Source organism: Chitinibacter sp. GC72, assembly GCF_009760905.1.
Lineage (GTDB): Bacteria > Pseudomonadota > Gammaproteobacteria > Burkholderiales > Chitinibacteraceae > Chitinibacter.
In genome coordinates, this window is the sequence record NZ_VIRW01000008.1 from 77127 (window position 1) to 95124 (window position 17998).

The window sequence follows — 17998 nt, forward strand, 5'->3', positions numbered from 1 at the left end:
CGCGATGGCCAAAGCAATCAGGCTGCAACCCAAGCCGCAGCATCAGGTTGAGCTGCTACGCAATGGCGCCGAGTTTTTTCCGGCGCTGCTCGCTGCCTGCGAGGCGGCGCAGATCGAGATCCATCTGGAAACGTATTTGTTCGAGCCTGACGAAGTGGGGCTTGCTGTTGCGAACGCCTTGATGCGAGCCGCGCAGCGTGGCGTGCGTGTGTCGGTGCTGATCGATGGCTTTGGCGCGCGCGATTTTCCGGCGCAACTGAAAGAAGAACTGCTGCAATCGGGCGTGCGCCTGCTGTTCTTTCGCCCGGAAATCCGGCGATTTTCGCTCAATCGCTCGCGCCTGCGGCGGATGCACCGCAAATTGTCGTGCTTTGACGGCCAGCTGGCGCTGGTTGGCGGCATTAATATTCTGAGCGACGACGATGGCCCCGGTCTGGCTCCGCGTTATGACTACGCGGTGCGCATCGTCGGCCCGGTGGTCGCCGATGTGCGCGAAGCGATGTGCCGCGAGTGGCGGCATACGGCCTGGTCGCAATTGAAAAAAGCCTGGGCCAAGCGCGAGCACTTATATACCCATGCCAAGTATGACAATGGCGTGCTTGCCCAGCTTGTTGTGCGGGACAATACCCGTAATCGGCGTGCCATTGAGCAATGTTATTTGGATTTGATCGATCAGGCGCAATCCGAAATTGTGATCGCCAATGCCTATTTTCTGCCGGGTTTGCGCCTGCGCCAGGCCCTGCTCAGGGCGGCCTTGCGCGGCGTGGCGGTGGTGTTGCTGCTGCAGGATGAACGCGATCACGCCTTATTGCAGTACGCCAGTTGGGCGTTTTACCGGCCTTTGCTGAGGGCCGGTGTCGAGATTTATCAGTATCGTGCCGGTTTTATGCACGCCAAAGTGGCCATTTTTGACGGTGAATGGGCTACCGTCGGCTCGAGCAATATTGACCCGTTCAGCCTCTTGCTGGCCCGCGAGGCCAATGTTTTTATCCGTGACCGCGCCTTTGCCGGGCAATTACGCCAGGATGTGCAGCTGCATCTGGTGCAGGATGCGCGCGCGATTTTGCCGCAGCATGTGCAGCAGGCCAAGCCGGGTTTGCGTTTGCTGGTGTGGCTGTGCTTTGGTCTGGTGCGGCTGATCATGGGGCTGTCCGGTTATGGCGGCAAAAAATACCTCGAATAAATCACCCCGATTTTACAGCAGGCTTTGCTCTGCCTCTTTTTACCGACACTTCATCTGCTCAGGCGCAACCCTAATAGCAGCCGCTACACATTCTGCGCTATCGTAATTCAAACGATCGTTTGGAGTCGCCAGAATGCCCAAAATGCAATATCCGCACCTGTTTTCCCCGCTGGACCTTGGATTTACCACGCTGAAAAACCGCTGCATCATGGGCTCGATGCACACCGGGCTGGAAGAGCAAGCCCAAGGCATGCACAAGTTGGCGACGTTCTATGCCGAACGCGCCGCTGGCGGCGTGGGGCTGATCGTCACCGGTGGCGTTGCCCCCAATCTGGCGGGCTGTGGTTTTGAAGGCAGTGCGATACTCAACCAGCACAGCCAGCTTGATGGCCACCGCTGCGTGACCGAAGCAGTCCATCAGGCGGGCGGTAAGATTGCGTTACAGATTCTGCATACCGGGCGCTACGCCTACCACGCCAATTCGGTCGCGCCGTCGGCGATCAATGCGCCGATTACGCCATTTACGCCGCATGAATTGAGCGAGATCGAAGCCACCATCGCCGATTTTGCCCACACCGCCAGGCTGGCGCAGCAAGCAGGCTACGATGGGGTGGAAATCATGGGTAGCGAAGGCTACCTGATTAACCAGTTTCTGGTTCTACGCACTAATCAGCGCAGCGATGACTGGGGTGGCAGCCTGCACAACCGGCAGCGGCTGGCGATTGAGATCGTTCGCGCTGTTCGTGCCGCCGTGGGTGAGCACTTTATCGTTATTTTCCGTATTTCTCTGCTTGATCTGGTGCAGGACGGCGGCACTTTTGCCGAGGCCGTGCAACTGGCAAAAGCGCTGGAAGCCGCTGGCGTTACGCTCCTTAATACCGGCATCGGCTGGCACGAAGCGCGTATTCCAACGATTGCCACCATGGTGCCGCGCGCCGCATTTAGCTGGGTGACGCGCGCCTTAAAGGCGCATGTTGGCATCCCGCTGATTGCGGTCAACCGCATCAATACGCCCGAAGTGGCCGAGCAGATTCTGGCGGCGGGCGACGCCGATCTGGTGTCGATGGCGCGCCCCTTGCTGGCTGATCCGCAATTCATGTTGAAAGCGGAACAAGGCAAAAGCGAGCAGATCAATACCTGCATTGCCTGCAATCAGGCCTGTCTGGATCATGTGTTTGAAGGCAAAACCGCCTCGTGCCTGGTCAACCCGCGTGCCTGCCGCGAAACCGAACTCAATATCGAGCCAGCGGCAGTGGCCAAACGGATCGCCATCGTCGGCGCTGGCCCGGCTGGTTTGTCCTGTGCCTTGAGCGCGGCACAGGCGGGGCATCAGGTCACCTTGTATGAGGCTAGATCTGAGCTGGGCGGGCAATTTGCGCTGGCGCAATTAATCCCGTCCAAAGCCGAGTTTCGCGAAACACTGCGCTATTTTTCGGTGATGCTGGCCCTGCATCAGGTCGACATCCGGCTCAATACCCGCGTGAGTGCGGCGGATCTGGCGGGCCACTACGACGCCGTTGTGCTGGCCACCGGCGTTACTGCGCGTGCGCTGGATTTACCGGGGGCTGACCACCCCAGCGTGGTGAATTATCCCGATCTGATTGCTGGTGAGGTGGCGGCAGGGCAGAAAGTGGCGATTATCGGTGCAGGGGGTATTGGTGTGGATGTGGCTGATTTATTGCTCCATCGGCCACATACCCACTCAGGGCATGAGCTGAGTCAGTATTTAAGCGATTGGGGGATTGATACGCAATTGAATCAAGCGGGCGGCCTGTTGCCTGTATCGCCCACTCAGCCCGCACGCGAGCTGTGGCTACTGCAGCGCAAAAAAGGCAAGCCCGGCGCAGGCCCGGGGCGCACCACAGGCTGGATACATCGGCAAAGCCTGCAGCGCAATCAGGTGCATCTATGGGGGGGCGTGCAGTATTTGCGCATCGACGATGCAGGCTTGCACTTGATTCATGATGGCGTGGAAAAATGCCTGCCTTGCGACCAGATCGTTGTGTGCGCCGGGCAGGAGTCGGTGAACGCCTTGTACGGCGAGCTGCAGGCGCTGGGGCAGGTGGTGCATCTGATCGGCGGTGCCGAGCTGGCCGCCGAGCTTGATGCCAAGCGGGCGATCGAGCAAGGCATGCGGCTGGCTTGCGCGCTTTAATCACCAATTAATTTCTTTGTTGGTAATTATAAATTAATGAAAAATTAAGAAATTCTGCTGGAGTATTGATCGCATTATTCTATGGTAAGGCATCAGGCACCGGAGGATAGGCGATGAAAATCTGCGGATTGTTTTTAATTTTGCTCAGCAGCCCGACATGGGCCATGTGTGATGCGCAAGTCAAAGCGCTGCGCGCCGAAATGAGCGCCCAGCAGCTTGATCTGGAAGTACGGCGGCAGGTGAATTCGGCTTTGCAGCCCTTGCTAGCGCCCAGGCCCGATTTAAATCCATTGAGCGAGGCCGAGTGCAGGCAAAAAGTGCAGCAGGTTCGCGAAAAAATGCGCAGCGTCCCCGGCAAAACGCGCCAATAGCGGAGCAAGCTGTATTGCCTCTGTGGGTATATGAATACAAGTCATTTTTTATATGGCCTCTAGCTATATACCCACGTTGATGCAGGCAGGCGCTGTGTCGATTTGCTTGGGCAGATTTAGGTACAGTGCCAGATAGTGCGCTTGCCAGTGGCCGATAATTAGCGCTGCGTTTCTCCGCCCAGTGCGTCAAGCAGCGCCGGAATAAAGCCGCGCAGCTCGCCCACCAGCAGGGCAAATTGCGATTCAAACAGCGCGTCCTGCGTTTCGGCGTCCATATCTTTCAACTCGTCTTTCAGTACGTCCAGCATCGCCAGCGATTTGATTTCCAGTGCTTCGGTTAGCGTAAAAGTCAGGCGCTCGCCAAAGGCCAGGCTTAATCGTGTGGCGATTTTGCCGGCGTCCAGATGCTGACGCACCTCGTCGCAATCCATCACCTGACGCTTGAAGCGTGCAATGGATCCTTCGTCACCCGGTGTTTTGAGCTCGGCGTCCTGCCCCAGCGAGAGGGCATCCGGTGTTTCGGTGGTGAGCCAGTCGGTCATCGCGGCCGCCGGGCTAATTTCGGTGTCGATCAGCCGTGTCGGCAGGCTGCCCAGCGTTTCGCGCAAGGTAGAGAGCAAATATTCGGCCTTGGCCGCGCTGGCGGCGTCAACAATCACCAGGTAGTTTTCCAGATCGAGCAGCGCACGCTGCACGCGCGAGCGGGTAAAGGCGCGTGGTGTTAGCTCTTCAATAATCCGGTCTTTGAGCTCGCGCTGCTCTTTGCGCCCGACTTTGCGGCTTTCTGCCGCTTCAATTTGCTGCACGCGATAATCAAGCTCATCCTTGATCACCGCAGCAGGCAGCACTTTTTCTTCACTTTTCAGCGCCACCAGTACGGCGTTCTGGCGCTCGATCGCCATCAGTTCGGGCTCGTGGCGCGCTGGTGGCACCCAGCCGCTCGATTCCATATCCATGCTGCCGCACGGCACGAAAGGGCGTTTGGCTAGCTCGCCCTGAATGCTGGCACTGCTTAGGGCGTGGTCGGCGGATAAACGATAAATTTGTAAGTTACGAAACCACAGCATGGCGTCCCTTTTTAATATTCAAGGCTCAAAGAATGGTCGCCGATTGTAGCGCTGTCGGCGCGCAGGCAAAACTGATTTTATGTGCTGATTTTATGCAGGCCGCTGAAAATAGTGAAAATAGCCCAAGCGTGGATGATTGAGAATGATTCCGGTTTTTGCGTATAATGCGAATACTTATTGTTTAGGACGTCGATGATGAAAAAGTTTGCCCTCTCTGCACTTGCTTTATCGCTGCTGGCAGGTTTTGCCCAGGCCGAAACCGTGACGGTGTACTCGTCACGCAATGAACAGCTGATCAAGCCGCTGTTTGATGCCTACACCAAGGAAACCGGCATTGAAGTTAAAGTCCTGACCGATAAGGAAGGTCCGCTGATGGCGCGCCTGCAGGCCGAAGGTGCCAATACGCCAGCCGATATGCTCATTACCGTTGACGCGGGTAATCTGTGGCAAGCCTCGAATATGGGTTTACTCAAGGCAGTGAACTCAAAAACACTCACAGACAATATCCCAGCGCATTTGCGCGATGCACGTAATCAGTGGTTTGGTCTGTCTGTGCGCGCACGCACGATGATTTACAACCCAAGCCTGATCAAGGGCGAGCAGCTCTCAAACTATGAAGATCTGGCCGATCCGAAATTCAAAGGCAAGCTGTGCCTGCGCACCAGCAAGAAAGTCTACAACCAGTCGCTGGTGGCGATGATGATTGCCCAACAGGGTGAGCCAAAAACCGAGAAAATCGTCCGCGGCTGGGTGGATAATCTGGCCACCGACGTTTTCCCGGATGACACCAAGCTGATTGAAGCGGTAGCGGCCGGTCAATGTGCCGTTGGTGTGGTCAATACTTACTATTTTGGCCGTATTCTGGATAAATTGCCTGCTGACAAACGCGCAGCCTACCCGGTTAAATTATTCTGGGCCAACCAGAAAACCAATGGCACGCACGTGAATATCTCGGGCGCAGGTGTAACGCGTTACGCAAAAAATGAAGCCGGTGCAGTCAAGCTGATGGAATGGCTCTCGTCTGAAAAAGCGCAGAACCTCTACGCAGACAAAGATATGGAATTCCCGGCCAATCCGAAAGTGAAAGCCGACGTGCTGGTGAGCAGCTGGGGCCCGTTCAAACAAAACCTGATCAATATGAGCAAAGCTGGCGAGTTGCAGGGCGCAGCTGTTAAACTGATGGATCGCGCTGGTTACAAATAATCCAGCCTGATTTTCTGGTAGGGCAGCCTGCCGGATCAGTTTTTTTAATGGGCAGGCCATCAGGCGCTGCCCATTGTCTTTCCGGATTTCTTTCCTGATTGGGTCGATTGCCAGTCAGTTGTTTTGATTAGGATCTCTATGCGCCTCTCATCGTTGCGTGGAATGGGGTATGCCGCGCCGATTGCCTTGCTGACCATCATTCCCTTGCTGGTAGTGCTCTCTTCTTTTCTGCACCCGCAGCCCGAGGTATGGGCGCATCTGAGCGAATATGTGCTGCCGGATGTAATCAAAAATACGCTGATTCTGATTGTGGGCGTTGGGCTGGGCGTGCTGCTGCTGGGTGTGCCGCTGGCATGGCTAACTGCCGTGTGCGAGTTTCCCGGGCGGCTCTTTTTCAGCTGGGCGCTGATGCTGCCGCTGGCGATGCCTGCGTATGTGCTGGCTTTTGTTCAGGTGGGCTTGCTCGATTTCACCGGCCCGGTACAAACGCTGATTCGTGAGCTCACCGGCGACTCAAGCTGGTTTCCGCGCATTCGCTCGACTGGCGGCGTGATTATGGTGCTGTCGCTGGCGTTTTACCCCTATGTGTATCTGCTCGCACGCAATGCTTTTTTAACGCAGGGCAAGCGTGCGCTGGAAGCGGCGCAAATGCTGGGCTTGTCACGGGCTCAGGGCTTCTGGCAAGTGGCTTTGCCGATGGCCAGACCGTGGCTGATTGGCGGCCTGACGCTGGCGCTGATGGAAACGCTGGCCGATTTTGGCACGGTGTCGATTTTCAATTTTGATACCTTCACCACCGCGATTTACAAATCGTGGTTTGCGCTATTCAATCTGCCTGCCGCGTCGCAGCTGGCGTCGATTCTGGTGCTGTTTGTGCTGGTGCTGGTGGCGCTGGAATACTGGGCGCGCGGTGCGCGGCTCTATCATGGGCGGATTGTCGCTGCCGAACGCATCCGCCTGCAGGGAGCTTACCGATGGCTGGCCATTGCGCTGTGCAGCACAGTGCTGCTGATCGCTTTTATCATTCCGCTGATCCAGCTGCTGCTGTGGGTTAAGACCATCTGGCAGGACGATTTTGATGCGCGCTATATCGGCTTTACGCTGCGCTCGATGCTGATTTCGCTGTTTGCCGCGCTGATTGTGGCTGCTTTTGCGCTGCTGCTGGTCTTTATCCAGCGCCGCTTTGCCAGCACGGGTACGCGCTGGGTGGTGCGGCTGGCCACGCTGGGCTATGCCGTCCCCGGCTCGGTGCTGGCGGTGGGCGTTTTTCTGCCGATTGCCTGGCTGGATAATCTGCTGATTCCGATTGCGAATAGCATGGGTTTTGCCACTTTCCAGATTTTAAAAGGCTCGGTCGCGGTGATGCTGCTGGCGCTGGCGGCCCGCTTTATGGCCGTGGCTTTTCAGCCCATGGAAAGCGCCATGCAGCGCATCAGCCGCAATCAGGAAGACGCTGCCCGCTCGCTCGGCCTGAGCCAGCGGCAATTATTATGGCGTTTGCACCTGCCACTGCTGCGCGGCGGTGTCTTGACTGCGGTGCTGATGTGCTTTGTCGATGTGATGAAAGAAATGCCGATCACGCTGATGACCCGCCCATTCGGCTGGGATACGCTGGCCGTGCGCGTGTTTGAAATGACGTCCGAAGGCATGTGGGCCAACGCGGCCTTGCCCAGCTTGATGATTGTAATCACCGGCCTGATCCCGGTGGTGTTGCTGGTGCTGAAATCGGAAGATTAAATTGTCTTGTAGGAGCGGGCTTGCTCGCGAAGGCGCTGCAAATCTGTGCCCCTTTCGCGGTCACCCCAAGGGTACTTCCTGCGGGGCGCAAGCCCGCTCCTACACTTTCTGATTGGCGATGTGTGAACGCTGATTTGACTCGGGATTTGAAAATGAGCTTATTAAAGGTAGCCAATATCAGCATCGGCTTTGCCGAACGCAATATTGTGGAAGGCCTGTCGTTTGAACTGCAGGCCGGTGAAATCGGCTGCCTGCTGGGCGCTTCGGGTTGCGGCAAAACCACCGTGCTGCGCGCGATTGCCGGTTTTGAAGCCTTGCGTGCCGGTGAAATCCAGCTCGCTGATGTGGCAGTATCTACCGCCGAGCAAATGGTGCCGCCGCAGCTACGCGGTGTCGGCATGGTGTTTCAGGATTACGCGCTGTTTCCACATCTGACGGTGGCCGCCAATGTCGCTTTTGGCCTGAAAAAACTGCCCAAGGCCGAGCAAACCGAACGCGTGGCCCGAATGCTGGCGCTGGTTGGCCTGGCTGATTTGGGTGAGCGCTATATCCATGAACTCTCTGGCGGGCAGCAGCAGCGCGTTGCGCTGGCGCGGGCGCTGGCTCCGCAGCCAAGGCTGTTGCTACTCGACGAGCCGTTTTCCAATCTGGATGTTGAATTGCGCGAGCGGCTAGGGCAGGAAGTGCGCGCCATTCTAAAAGAAACCGGTACCACGGCGATTCTGGTGACGCACGATCAGCGCGAAGCCTTTGCGGTGGCCGACCAGATCGGCGTGATGTCCGAAGGCCATATCCGCCAGTGGGGCACGCCCTACGATTTGTACCACGAGCCGGTTGACCGTTTCGTCGCCAACTTCATCGGCGAAGGCGTACTGCTGCCCGCACAGCTCACCGGCCCGCAATGCATTGACTTCGAGCTGGGCCAGATCTGCCGCACCGCACCGGTAGCGTGCTGCGTTGGCTGCGAGATGGAAGTGCTGATCCGCCCGGACGATATTCAGCACAATGACGCCAGCGAAATGAAAGCCAAAGTGCTCGCCAAAGCCTTTCGCGGCGCAGAATTCATGTACACCCTCGGCCTGCCATCCGGCCGCACGCTGCTTTCACTGGTGCCTAGCCACCACAATCACGCGATAGGCGAATACATCGGTATCGAGCTGGAAATGGATCATCTGATTGTATTTAAGAAGTAATAGGGGTATTGCCATGTAGGTCAATGTGAGATTGATCTGTATGGCAATACCTTTAGGGGTAGTCTAGTGCCTACGGGCTGAGCGTTTGCATGACAGTGTGGGTGGGGGCAAAGGGTCACAAACTGTGGTCTGTCCCCTATTGCTGCAATGGAAATAGGGGAAATTCGTCTTCAGGACCGCTTCTTCAAAGGTAAATAAAAATGGAGTATTTCCATAAGATTGAATCAATGGTGCGTAAAGCAGAGTGTTTTGGTTCTAAAGAAAGCAAAAATGGAGCAAAAGTATTTGGGCTTGTGCAAGACCCTATTCTCGGTTTTAAACGGTGGTGGCATTATTTATATCCGGCACTTTCTGATTTCGAAGTTAATGAATTAAGAAAAGCATGTAATGCAGATTTGCATCAAGATTTTTGTGATTTTCTACGAATATCAAATGGAATAAATTTGTTCTCAGGCTAAATTGCTATATATGGTTACCGCCCTGCTATAGATCGCTCTACAGATGTTGAATATCCATATGATTTGGTGTTGCCTAATACACTAGAGCGCTGTACAGATGCAAAGCCCTCATTTTTATTTATTGGTGGATATCGAGAAGATGGATCAAAACTTTACATTGATAATCAATCAGGGAAGGTGTTTCGATGCTCAAGGGAAACAAGTATTCCATTTGAGCAGTGGGATAATTTCGGAACCATGCTAACTAATGAAAGTGAGCGATTTGCTCAGAAATTCAACGTTGGTTAATTAAAAACGCCTCCTCATCTCAAATAAAGCCCATCCTAAGTAGTCCGTTGCAACCGGATGGAAAAACTTCAAACCCATGTCGTGGCAAAGTTAATAACCAAGCGACATCTACGCAGGAGAGTGGGATATTTTCCATTTGGTTACGAAACACTACTTATCAATTTAAGCTCAACCCTCTGATTTGTAGGTAAAACAATAAGGGACAGACCACGATTTTTCTCTGCTGCTGTCGCTAGTACCCTGCTATCACAATCACGCGATTGGTGAATACATCGTATCGAGCTGGATATGGACTGCTGATTGCATTCAAGAAATAATAATGGGTATTGACCTGTAGGTTAATGCGTAATTGCTCTGCATGGCAATACCTATATGGAGTAATCCAGCTCCTGCGGGCTGAGTGTTTGCATGGCGGCGTGGGTGGAGATAAAGGGCGGGTGGGTCAGCTGGTCGAGAAAGTCGCCGTGCCGCAGTGTGTCGAGAACCGGGCCTTTGACTTCGGCCAGATGCAGTGTGATGCCTTGGTCGGCCAGCTCACGCTGCCAGTCTTTGAGTGCGTTGACTGCGCTGTAGTCGATGCTGTTCACCGCCGACAGGATGAGTAATAGTTGCCGACTTGCCGGGTGCTGGCTCAGCTGGGTGTTGATCTGGGTAATGACGTTGGCGATATTGGCAAAATACAGGTTTTCATCGATCCGCACGGCTAGCACTTCGGGCGTGGTTTCTACCTGATGGCGCAATACATTGCGGTAATGCTCGCTTTGTGCTACCCGCCCGACAACAGCAATATGCGGTTGCTGGCTGCGCCACAGATACAGCGCAATGGCGATGCCGACGCCCAGCGCGATGCCGACCATGGGGCCAGTCAGCAGCACGCCGCCAAAAGTCATTAGCCAGGCAATGCCATCGCGATAGTCAAACTGCCAGGCCTGGCGCAGTTGCGATAGCGAGATCATCCGGGCTGTCGCCAAAATAATGGTTGCCGCGAGCAGCGCCTGTGGCAGAAAGGCGAGCAGGGGGAGTAATGCCCACAAAGCCAAGATGATCCAGATTGCTGAGAGCATACCTGCCAGGGGTGTCTGCGCGCCCGCATTGGTGTTGACGACAGTGCGTGAAAAACCGCCGCTGACCGGCATGCCGCCGACGATGGCCGAGGCCAGATTGCAATTGCCCAGTGCGAGCAGCTCGCGGTTGGCATCAACGGTCTGGTGGCGGCTGGCAGCAATGCTCTGCGCGACGGTGATACTCTGTAAAAATCCGGCCAGACCAATTAGCAAGGCAGGCAACAAGAGCGATTGCACGCTGGCCAGATCAAGGCTGTTAAGACCAGTGATGGCCGAGCTGCCCAAATGTGCGGCGGGCAATTGCCCCAGTGTTTTGATCTGATGCGTGTTGTCCAGCGTGGCGAGCAGGGCTGCAAGCGCAATCATCACCGGCAGCGGCAAAATCTTGCCTGCCATTTGGGCGGCTTTGTCGGCCACGCCCAGTTTGCCGAGCAGATGGCTGGCGGGATTGGCAGCCAGCCACATCAGCGCCAGACCGCTCAGGCCAAATAGCATCGTGGATAAATGCAGCTTGTGCACCGCGGCGGGGAAGTTTATCGCCAAGACCAGCACCGTATCGCCGCGCCAGGCGGTGCCGAGCAACGCGCCGGTTTGCCCCAGTGCAATCAGCAAGGCGGTGCCGGCGCTAAAGCCCTGAATTACCGGGAGCGACAGAATGCGCGTGATGCCGCCCAGTTTGAATGTGCCAAACAGCATTAGCATCAGGCCGGAGAGCAGCGTGAGCGTGGCGGCGAGCAAGAGATATTGCGTGCTGCCCGGCGCAGCCAGCGGGGCGAGCGCCGCCGCCGTCATGGCTGAAGTGATCGCCATCGGGCCCACTGATTGCGTCATGCTACTGCCAAAAAATCCATACACCAGCAAAGGCCCGATGCTGGCGTACAGCCCGGCCATCGGCGGCAAGCCCGCCAGCTGTGCATAGGCCAGCCCCTGCGGAATGAGTAGCAGCGCAACAATGATGCTGGCGCTCAGATCGCCCGCCAGCCAGTCGCGACGATAGTGCTGCATCCAGTTGGGGATCCAAGCTTGTATCCGGCGCGGTAGGCGGCGACCCGGTGTACCAGTGGGGCTGGAGCGGCTGGGCATGATGTCAGGCTTTTTTGGGCAGACGTTCAAAAATCAGCATGCCCGCCAGCATGGCGGCGGCGAACAATACCCCGTCGGGTGATCCCGTGCCGACCAATACTAGTGCGGGCCCTGGGCAGATACCCCCAATACCCCAGCCGATGCCAAACAGGGCGCTACCGATAATCAGCCGCTGATCAATCACCGTGCTGGTTGGTAGCTTCATGTCTTCGTGCGTGAGCAGTGTTTTGGGCGTGCGCTTGGCCAGGGTGAAAAAGACGATGGCAACGCCAATCCCGCCCCCCATCACAAAGGCCAGACTCGGGTCCCACAGCCCGGCCAGATCAAGAAAACCTTGCACCTTGGCCGGATTGGCCATGCCTGCGAGTAATAAACCTAGCCCGAACAAGAGGCCAGTGGCAAAACCCAGAATATTCATTTTCATCGTGATGTCCTCCGCGCTTAAAGCACGTGCTTGATGAGATAGACCGTGATAAACCCGGCCGCCATAAACGAGATCACGGCAGCTAGCGAGCGCAATGACAGGCGAGACAAACCACAAATGCCATGACCGCTGGTGCAGCCATTGGCGTAACGCGTACCGATTCCGACCAGCAGGCCCGCCACAATCAGCCCGACAGGCGAGGTCACCATGCCCAGCGCAGGCAGTGGTGCAAACAGACTCCAGACAGCAGGCGCGAGCAGCAGCCCCAAGATAAACAGGATGCGCCAGTTTCTATCGCCCTTGGGGTCATTGAATAGGGTGCCAGCGGAAAACAGGCCACCAATAATGCCGGCGATGCCGGCAATCCGGCCTGCGAGCAAGACCAGAAGCCCAGCGGAAAGGCCGATTACTGCGCCACCGAGCAATCCGGCCAGCGGCGTAAAGTTGGCCAGATCAATTTGAAAAAATGGCATGGTTCGTCTCCTTGCTGTTTGACGTGGTGTCGATAGGCTCAACCGGACAATAGAGCATATAAAGTAACGACAGCACCTGCCGCACTTCATCGCTGGCGAGCGAGTAATAAATCCGTTTGCCATCGCGCCGGGTATTGACCAGCCCGGCGTTACGCAACACGCCCAGTTGCTGCGATAGCGTGGGCTGACGGATGTCGAGCAGCGTTTCAAAATCGGAAACGCATTTTTCGCCATCGACCATCTGGCACAGCAGCAGCAAGCGATCTTCGTTGGCGAGGTTTTTAAGTAACTGTGTCGCCTCGCCTGCGGCCACGCGCATGGCCTGCATAACAGGGGTGGTGGATTGATCGGTCATTGCAAACCCTCGGCTATCAACTAATATTGACATATTATATAAATAAATATATTGTAAAGCAAGGTGTTCAATCAATAATTCAATTAATTCAAACCATTACGGAGCCCGCCATGATGCCCATCCATGATCTAATCAAGCCGCAGGTCGAGGCATTTTTTGACCCGGCGACAAATACCATCAGCTATCTGGTGTATGACGAGGCCGGTGGCCACGCGGCCATTATCGATCCCGTACTTGATTACGACCCGAAAGCGGCGCGCACCAGTACCGACAGTGCTGCAAAAATCGTCGCGCGGGTGCGCGAGCTGGGGGTGCAGATCGACTGGATTCTGGAAACGCACGCCCATGCTGATCATTTATCGGCAGCGGCCTGGCTTAAAGACGCTGTAGGTGGGCAGATTGGCATCGGGCATGGCATTGACCGGGTGCAGAAAATCTTCAAGCCGATTTTTGGTATGGAAGAAGCGTTTCAAACCGATGGCCGCCAGTTTGATCATTTGTTTGCTGATGATGAAGAGTGGGGTATTGGTCGCTTGAGCGCAAAGGTATTGGCTGTACCAGGGCATACCCCTGCTGATGTGGCCTATCTGATTGGTGATGCATTATTCCTGGGTGATACTCTATTCATGCCTGATGTGGGTACGGCGCGCTGTGATTTTCCCGGTGGCAGTGCGGCTAATCTGTATGACTCGGTGCAGAGGCTGTATCAGCTGCCCGATGAAACTCGCGCCTTTGCCTGCCATGACTATCCGCCGCCTGATCGGCCTGTCGCGGTGTGGGAGGCCACACTGGGCGAGCACAAACAGCACAATATTCACCTCAATAGCCGCGTAACAAAGGCAGAATTCATTAAAATGCGCGAAGCACGTGACGCCACGCTGGCCATGCCCGTGTTGATCATGCCGTCCATCCAGATCAATGTGCGGGCGGGGCATTTACCCCCGGCCGAAGCGGATGGCCGCCAGTACCTGAAACTGCCTTTGAATACTTTGTAAGTGATAAGCAAAAGCTTGCATGCAAGACGGCGAAGCCGAAGATAGTGCATATGTACAGCGAGGCGAGCCAATGATGCGAGCAAGCTGTTGTTGATTTTGATAAGGATAAAAAATGACTATGCAGGAGATGGATATGAAGGATGTGCAAATTGGATGCCCTCATTGCCACGCGGTAAACCGCCTGGAAGCGGCGCGCCTGAACGAAGCGCCCAACTGCGGCGCCTGTAAAGCGCCTTTGCTGGCGGGCGGGCCGATTGCGGCCACCAAGGAATCACTGCCGCTGATTTTGAAACACAGCAAGTTGCCGGTGGTGATTGATTTCTGGGCGCCGTGGTGCGGGCCGTGCCAGCAGTTTGGCCCTACTTTTGCAGCAGCGGCCAAGGATATGGCTGGCAAAATGCTGTTTGTCAAAATTGATACCGAGGCGCAGCCAGAGCTAGGCAATCAGTTCCGCGTGCGCAGCATTCCAACGCTGCTGGTGGTGGAGGGCAATGCCGAGCTGGAGAGGGTGTCCGGTGCCTTGTCGCCGGGGCAATTCAAAGCCTGGTTAATGCAGTTTCTATAAGTAGTTTCTGTCAAGCGGCCAGCTGCCGCAGGAGGTGTGTGATGAACAATGTAGGTGGTTTGGATCGCATGGCCAGAATCGTCATCGGGCTGCTACTGATTGTGCTGGCCGCTGTGGGTGTGATCGGTGCCTGGGGTTTTATTGGTCTTGTGCCACTGGCAACGGGCCTTTTGCGCTCATGCCCTTTGTATAAGGTCTTCGGCTTTAGCACCTGCCCGATTAACAAGGAATAAACGGCTGCGGGTGTTAAGTAAACGCCAGATACACAATAAAAAAACCTGACATCGTCAGGTTTTTTTATTGTTGGCTGTTTCAAGATCAGCCTGCGCGGTAATTATTCTGCCGCGTTTCCTCAATCCAGCGACGGATGCGCTGAACATCGCCGATTCGCGTCTGTTTACCAGCCGAATCCATCAAAATCATCACCACTGGCATGCTGTTAATCGTGGCTTGCATCACGATACAGCGACCCGCTTCATTGATAAAGCCGGTTTTCGATACACCAATACTCCAATCCGGGTCTTTGACCAACGGATTGGTGTTGCGATAGGTCATCAGATTATTGGTCAAATTGGAAATGAAAGTGTATTCGCTGGACGTCGAGAATTGGTGGATTTCCGGGTAGCGCTGTGCGGCTTTGACCATCAACGACAGATCGCGTGGTGTAGCAACGTTTTGCGGATTCAGCCCGGTTGAGTCATAAAAACGTGCGTGCGTCATGCCCAGTTGCAGGGCTTTTTCATTCATTTTGCGGATGAAATGCGCGCGGCCACCCGGGAAGGCATGGCTCAGAGCCGAGGCCGCCCGGTTTTCCGACGACATCAAGGCCAACAGCAGCATCTCGCCTCGCGTCAGCGTGGTGCCAACGGCCAGGCGTGATCCGGTGTTTTTCAATGTATCAACATCATCATGAGTGACGCTGATCAGCTCGTTCAGTGGCAATCGGGCATCTAGCACCACCATGGCGGTCATCAATTTGGTGATCGAGGCAATCGGCACCACATTATCCGCATTGCGCTCGTACATAACCTCGCCTGTTTGCTGGTTGAGCACCACCACGCCAGCTGATTGCACACCTGGGCTGTAAAAATTGATCGGGCTGGCATTGACGCGGGAAATTTGCACATCGCGGCGCGCACCGGCTATGGCGCGCTGCTTGATATTAATCGTGCGTGTCGACTGTCTGGTAATTCGGGTAGTTTGTTTTTTGGCTTTGCTGTATTTCTGCGGTGATTTTTTTTGCGCAATGGCCGATTTTTTTGTGCTGGATTTTTTGGCTGAAGTGCCTGTTTTTTCTGCAGTATTTTTAGCTGCAAGGGCTGGGGTTGCCGCTAAAAATGCGCAGGTAATCAGGGCGCATAGTGGGCGAAATAACTTAGGCATAAAAGACCCCTTAATAAGACACTATCTGTTGCTATGTTAGTTAATGCTGATTTTACGCAAAGAGTGTGAAAAAGTCATTGTTAATCAACAAGTAGTGGTTTTTAGCTAATAAATGACATTAGAATGTGATTGGCTTGCAGTGCGTGTTAGGATATTTTTTTATTGCACTGCAACAATTGTGTTGTCACAATGCTAGGGAAAACCCTAGTCTTACGGAGCCTAACGTGCTGAATCATCCCGCCATGCAAGCTTTTTTCGAGCAATTAACCCAGACTAACCGTCAATGGACAGAGCAATGGGCCAAAGCATTTCCTGTGGCTGAACCCAGCCAGCATCTGACCGTAATGCATGAAATGCTGCACAAATTGCAACAATCGCAGCCTAGCTTGCTCGGCGCACAAACCGCTTTTTATCAGCAGCAAATGGATTTGTGGCTGGGGCTGATTGGGGCCAAGCCGGGTGTCAAAGTGGTTGAGGCCGAAAAAAGCGATCGCCGTTTTAATGCGCCAGAATGGGATACGCCGATTTTTGACTATATCCGCCAGAATTACCTGCTGACGTCCAAATGGCTGCTCGACCAAATCAATTCGCCGCAATATGACGATGCAACGCGCGAAAAAATGTCATTCTTTACCCGCCAGTATATCGACGCAATGAGCCCGAGCAATTTTGCTTTTACCAATCCGGAAGTCATGAAGCTCGCGCTGGAAACCAAGGGTGAAAGTCTGCAGGAAGGTATGAAACAATTGCTGGCAGATATGCAAAAAGGCTCGATCACCATGACTGATGAAAGTCAGTTTGAAGTGGGTAAAAATCTGGCCGTTACGCCGGGCGAGGTGATTTTCGAGAATGATTTATTCCAGCTGATTCAGTACACCCCAAGTACCCCCGAGGTGTATAGCCGCCCACTGCTAGTGGTGCCGCCGTGTGTGAACAAATACTACATTATGGATTTGCAGCCAGCCAATTCGATGATGAGCTATATCGTTAGCCAGGGCTTTACCACTTTCCTGGTTTCCTGGAAATCCATTGAGCCGCATCAGGCTGATTTGCGCTGGGATGACTACATCGAAAGTGGTGTGATCAAGGCGGCCGAAGTGGTGCGTGAAATCAGCAAGGCTGAAAAAATCAATGTGCTGTCGTTCTGCATCGGTGGCGAGCTGGTGTCTACCGCGATGCCGGTGATGAAAGCGCGCGGCATGGACTGGTTTGAATCGGTCACGCTGATGACCGTGATGCTGGATCACACCGACCCGGGCGAGATCAAGCACTTTATCGACTGGAATATCGTCCGTCAGCGCGAAGCGCAAAAAGAAGGCGTGATCGGCGGCAAGGAGCTGGCTCGTACCTTCTCGGCACTACGCTCGAATGATCTGATCTGGAATTACGTTGTTAATAATTACCTGAAAGGCAAAAACCCGGCGCCGTTCGATTTGCTGTACTGGAATAGCGATTCGGCCAATCTGGCTTTGCCAATGCACACCTTCTTCCTGCGTAATATGTATCTGGAAAACAATCTGGTTAAACCCAATTCGTTCAGCCTGTGTGGCACGCCGATTGATCTGACGACGATTAATGTGCCGACCTATATTTTTGCCGCGCGTGAAGACCATATCGTGCCTTGGCAGTCGGCATTTGCCACGACCAAAATCTTCAAAGGCCCAATCCGTTTTGTACTCGGTGCCTCAGGCCATATCGCCGGCGCGATCAATCCGGTATCGACCAATAAGCGTAATTACTGGGTCAATGACAATGTTGCGCTCAATAGTGAGGACTGGTTAAACAGTGCCGAATCTCGTCCTGGCAGCTGGTGGCAGGATTGGTCGGCCTGGTTGGCTCCGCATTCAGGTACCCAAGTTGCTGCGCCGAAAAAAGCAGGCAATACCAAATACAAAATGATCGAGCCAGCGCCTGGCCGTTATGTGAAAGCCAAAGTGGTTTGATTTCTGATCGATTTATCCAGCAAGGCAAACAGCCTTGCTTTTTTTAGAACCAAATGCT

Annotated in this window: 17 protein-coding genes; 11 read left to right on the forward strand and 6 right to left on the reverse strand. The window is 54.7% G+C overall.

The features are described 5' to 3' along the window. Positions 1-4: 4 nt before the first annotated feature. The 3 genes from clsB (at position 5) to FLS37_RS09060 (ending at position 3709) form a co-directional block, all read left to right on the forward strand. The gene (gene clsB / locus FLS37_RS09050; protein ID WP_157669571.1) at positions 5-1183 is read left to right on the forward strand and encodes a cardiolipin synthase ClsB; all 1179 of its coding nucleotides are present in this window, start codon (positions 5-7) and stop codon (positions 1181-1183) included. 133 nt (positions 1184-1316) lie between these two features. Beyond that, positions 1317-3338, forward strand: a complete 2022-nt coding sequence (locus FLS37_RS09055; RefSeq protein ID WP_157669572.1) for an NADPH-dependent 2,4-dienoyl-CoA reductase — start codon at positions 1317-1319, stop codon at positions 3336-3338. A 113-nt stretch (positions 3339-3451) separates the two neighbouring features. Continuing rightward, a complete protein-coding gene (locus tag FLS37_RS09060) occupies positions 3452-3709 on the forward strand; it encodes a hypothetical protein (RefSeq protein ID WP_157669573.1) in 258 nt (85 codons plus the stop codon). Positions 3710-3867: 158 nt separating this feature from the next. On the opposite strand, the gene FLS37_RS09065 is transcribed toward FLS37_RS09060, so the two are convergent. Continuing rightward, positions 3868-4776 (reverse strand): recombination-associated protein RdgC, encoded by a 909-nt coding sequence (locus FLS37_RS09065; RefSeq protein WP_157669574.1) that lies wholly within the window; start codon positions 4774-4776, stop codon positions 3868-3870. A gap of 195 nt (positions 4777-4971) precedes the next feature. On the opposite strand from FLS37_RS09065, the gene FLS37_RS09070 reads away from it, so the two are divergent. The 4 genes from FLS37_RS09070 to FLS37_RS09085 all read left to right on the forward strand — a co-directional run bounded on the left by FLS37_RS09070 (position 4972) and on the right by FLS37_RS09085 (position 9367). Then, positions 4972-5979, forward strand: a complete 1008-nt coding sequence (locus FLS37_RS09070; RefSeq protein ID WP_157669612.1) for a Fe(3+) ABC transporter substrate-binding protein — start codon at positions 4972-4974, stop codon at positions 5977-5979. A gap of 138 nt (positions 5980-6117) precedes the next feature. Beyond that, on the forward strand, positions 6118-7716 hold the full coding sequence (locus FLS37_RS09075; protein ID WP_198314553.1) for an iron ABC transporter permease: 1599 nt from the start codon (positions 6118-6120) through the stop codon (positions 7714-7716). A gap of 152 nt (positions 7717-7868) precedes the next feature. Beyond that, a complete protein-coding gene (locus tag FLS37_RS09080) occupies positions 7869-8909 on the forward strand; it encodes an ABC transporter ATP-binding protein (RefSeq protein ID WP_157669575.1) in 1041 nt (346 codons plus the stop codon). A 200-nt stretch (positions 8910-9109) separates the two neighbouring features. Continuing rightward, positions 9110-9367 (forward strand): hypothetical protein, encoded by a 258-nt coding sequence (locus FLS37_RS09085; protein WP_157669576.1) that lies wholly within the window; start codon positions 9110-9112, stop codon positions 9365-9367. Positions 9368-10023: 656 nt separating this feature from the next. On the opposite strand, the gene FLS37_RS09090 is transcribed toward FLS37_RS09085, so the two are convergent. From FLS37_RS09090 to FLS37_RS09105, 4 genes are all read right to left on the reverse strand, one after another. Then, positions 10024-11724: a SulP family inorganic anion transporter gene (locus tag FLS37_RS09090; RefSeq protein ID WP_157669577.1), complete on the reverse strand. Its 1701-nt coding sequence runs from the start codon at positions 11722-11724 to the stop codon at positions 10024-10026. A gap of 82 nt (positions 11725-11806) precedes the next feature. Next, on the reverse strand, positions 11807-12226 hold the full coding sequence (locus FLS37_RS09095) for a DUF6691 family protein (RefSeq protein ID WP_198314554.1): 420 nt from the start codon (positions 12224-12226) through the stop codon (positions 11807-11809). A 17-nt stretch (positions 12227-12243) separates the two neighbouring features. Continuing rightward, on the reverse strand, positions 12244-12699 hold the full coding sequence (locus FLS37_RS09100) for a YeeE/YedE family protein (RefSeq protein WP_157669578.1): 456 nt from the start codon (positions 12697-12699) through the stop codon (positions 12244-12246). Then, the gene (locus tag FLS37_RS09105) at positions 12680-13054 is read right to left on the reverse strand and encodes a helix-turn-helix transcriptional regulator (RefSeq protein WP_157669579.1); all 375 of its coding nucleotides are present in this window, start codon (positions 13052-13054) and stop codon (positions 12680-12682) included. Before FLS37_RS09105 ends, FLS37_RS09100 begins: the two co-directional genes overlap by 20 nt. Before the next feature lie 110 nt (positions 13055-13164). Between FLS37_RS09105 and FLS37_RS09110 the strand changes: the two genes are divergently transcribed. From FLS37_RS09110 to FLS37_RS09120, 3 genes are all read left to right on the forward strand, one after another. Further along, positions 13165-14049 carry an MBL fold metallo-hydrolase gene (locus FLS37_RS09110; protein WP_255446431.1) on the forward strand — a complete coding sequence of 295 codons (885 nt, stop codon included), beginning with the start codon at positions 13165-13167 and terminating at the stop codon, positions 14047-14049. Positions 14050-14161: 112 nt separating this feature from the next. Beyond that, entirely contained in the window at positions 14162-14614 is a 453-nt protein-coding gene (gene trxC / locus FLS37_RS09115; protein WP_232522553.1) for a thioredoxin TrxC, read from the forward strand. A gap of 41 nt (positions 14615-14655) precedes the next feature. Continuing rightward, on the forward strand, positions 14656-14847 hold the full coding sequence (locus FLS37_RS09120) for a DUF2892 domain-containing protein (protein WP_374756836.1): 192 nt from the start codon (positions 14656-14658) through the stop codon (positions 14845-14847). Between the two features lie 85 nt (positions 14848-14932). Here the strand turns inward: FLS37_RS09120 and pbpG are convergent, their stop codons facing one another. After that, positions 14933-15997 carry a D-alanyl-D-alanine endopeptidase gene (pbpG, locus tag FLS37_RS09125; protein ID WP_157669581.1) on the reverse strand — a complete coding sequence of 355 codons (1065 nt, stop codon included), beginning with the start codon at positions 15995-15997 and terminating at the stop codon, positions 14933-14935. Positions 15998-16221: 224 nt separating this feature from the next. On the opposite strand from pbpG, the gene FLS37_RS09130 reads away from it, so the two are divergent. Further along, positions 16222-17940 (forward strand): alpha/beta hydrolase, encoded by a 1719-nt coding sequence (locus FLS37_RS09130; RefSeq protein WP_232522554.1) that lies wholly within the window; start codon positions 16222-16224, stop codon positions 17938-17940. The last annotated feature ends 58 nt before the right edge of the window (positions 17941-17998 follow it).

Excerpts from the sequence above, each read along its gene's own strand:
- clsB (WP_157669571.1), top strand. The coding sequence starts at position 5 with ATGGCCAAAGCAATCAGGCTGCAACCCAAGCCGCAGCATCAGGTTGAG.
- FLS37_RS09055 (WP_157669572.1), top strand. The coding sequence starts at position 1,317 with ATGCCCAAAATGCAATATCCGCACCTGTTTTCCCCGCTGGACCTTGGA.
- FLS37_RS09060 (WP_157669573.1), top strand. The coding sequence starts at position 3,452 with ATGAAAATCTGCGGATTGTTTTTAATTTTGCTCAGCAGCCCGACATGG.
- FLS37_RS09065 (WP_157669574.1), bottom strand. The coding sequence starts at position 4,776 with ATGCTGTGGTTTCGTAACTTACAAATTTATCGTTTATCCGCCGACCAC.
- FLS37_RS09070 (WP_157669612.1), top strand. The coding sequence starts at position 4,972 with ATGAAAAAGTTTGCCCTCTCTGCACTTGCTTTATCGCTGCTGGCAGGT.
- FLS37_RS09075 (WP_198314553.1), top strand. The coding sequence starts at position 6,118 with ATGCGCCTCTCATCGTTGCGTGGAATGGGGTATGCCGCGCCGATTGCC.
- FLS37_RS09080 (WP_157669575.1), top strand. The coding sequence starts at position 7,869 with ATGAGCTTATTAAAGGTAGCCAATATCAGCATCGGCTTTGCCGAACGC.
- FLS37_RS09085 (WP_157669576.1), top strand. The coding sequence starts at position 9,110 with ATGGAGTATTTCCATAAGATTGAATCAATGGTGCGTAAAGCAGAGTGT.
- FLS37_RS09090 (WP_157669577.1), bottom strand. The coding sequence starts at position 11,724 with ATGCAGCACTATCGTCGCGACTGGCTGGCGGGCGATCTGAGCGCCAGC.
- FLS37_RS09095 (WP_198314554.1), bottom strand. The coding sequence starts at position 12,226 with ATGAAAATGAATATTCTGGGTTTTGCCACTGGCCTCTTGTTCGGGCTA.
- FLS37_RS09100 (WP_157669578.1), bottom strand. The coding sequence starts at position 12,699 with ATGCCATTTTTTCAAATTGATCTGGCCAACTTTACGCCGCTGGCCGGA.
- FLS37_RS09105 (WP_157669579.1), bottom strand. The coding sequence starts at position 13,054 with ATGACCGATCAATCCACCACCCCTGTTATGCAGGCCATGCGCGTGGCC.
- FLS37_RS09110 (WP_255446431.1), top strand. The coding sequence starts at position 13,165 with ATGATGCCCATCCATGATCTAATCAAGCCGCAGGTCGAGGCATTTTTT.
- trxC (WP_232522553.1), top strand. The coding sequence starts at position 14,162 with ATGACTATGCAGGAGATGGATATGAAGGATGTGCAAATTGGATGCCCT.
- FLS37_RS09120 (WP_374756836.1), top strand. The coding sequence starts at position 14,656 with ATGAACAATGTAGGTGGTTTGGATCGCATGGCCAGAATCGTCATCGGG.
- pbpG (WP_157669581.1), bottom strand. The coding sequence starts at position 15,997 with ATGCCTAAGTTATTTCGCCCACTATGCGCCCTGATTACCTGCGCATTT.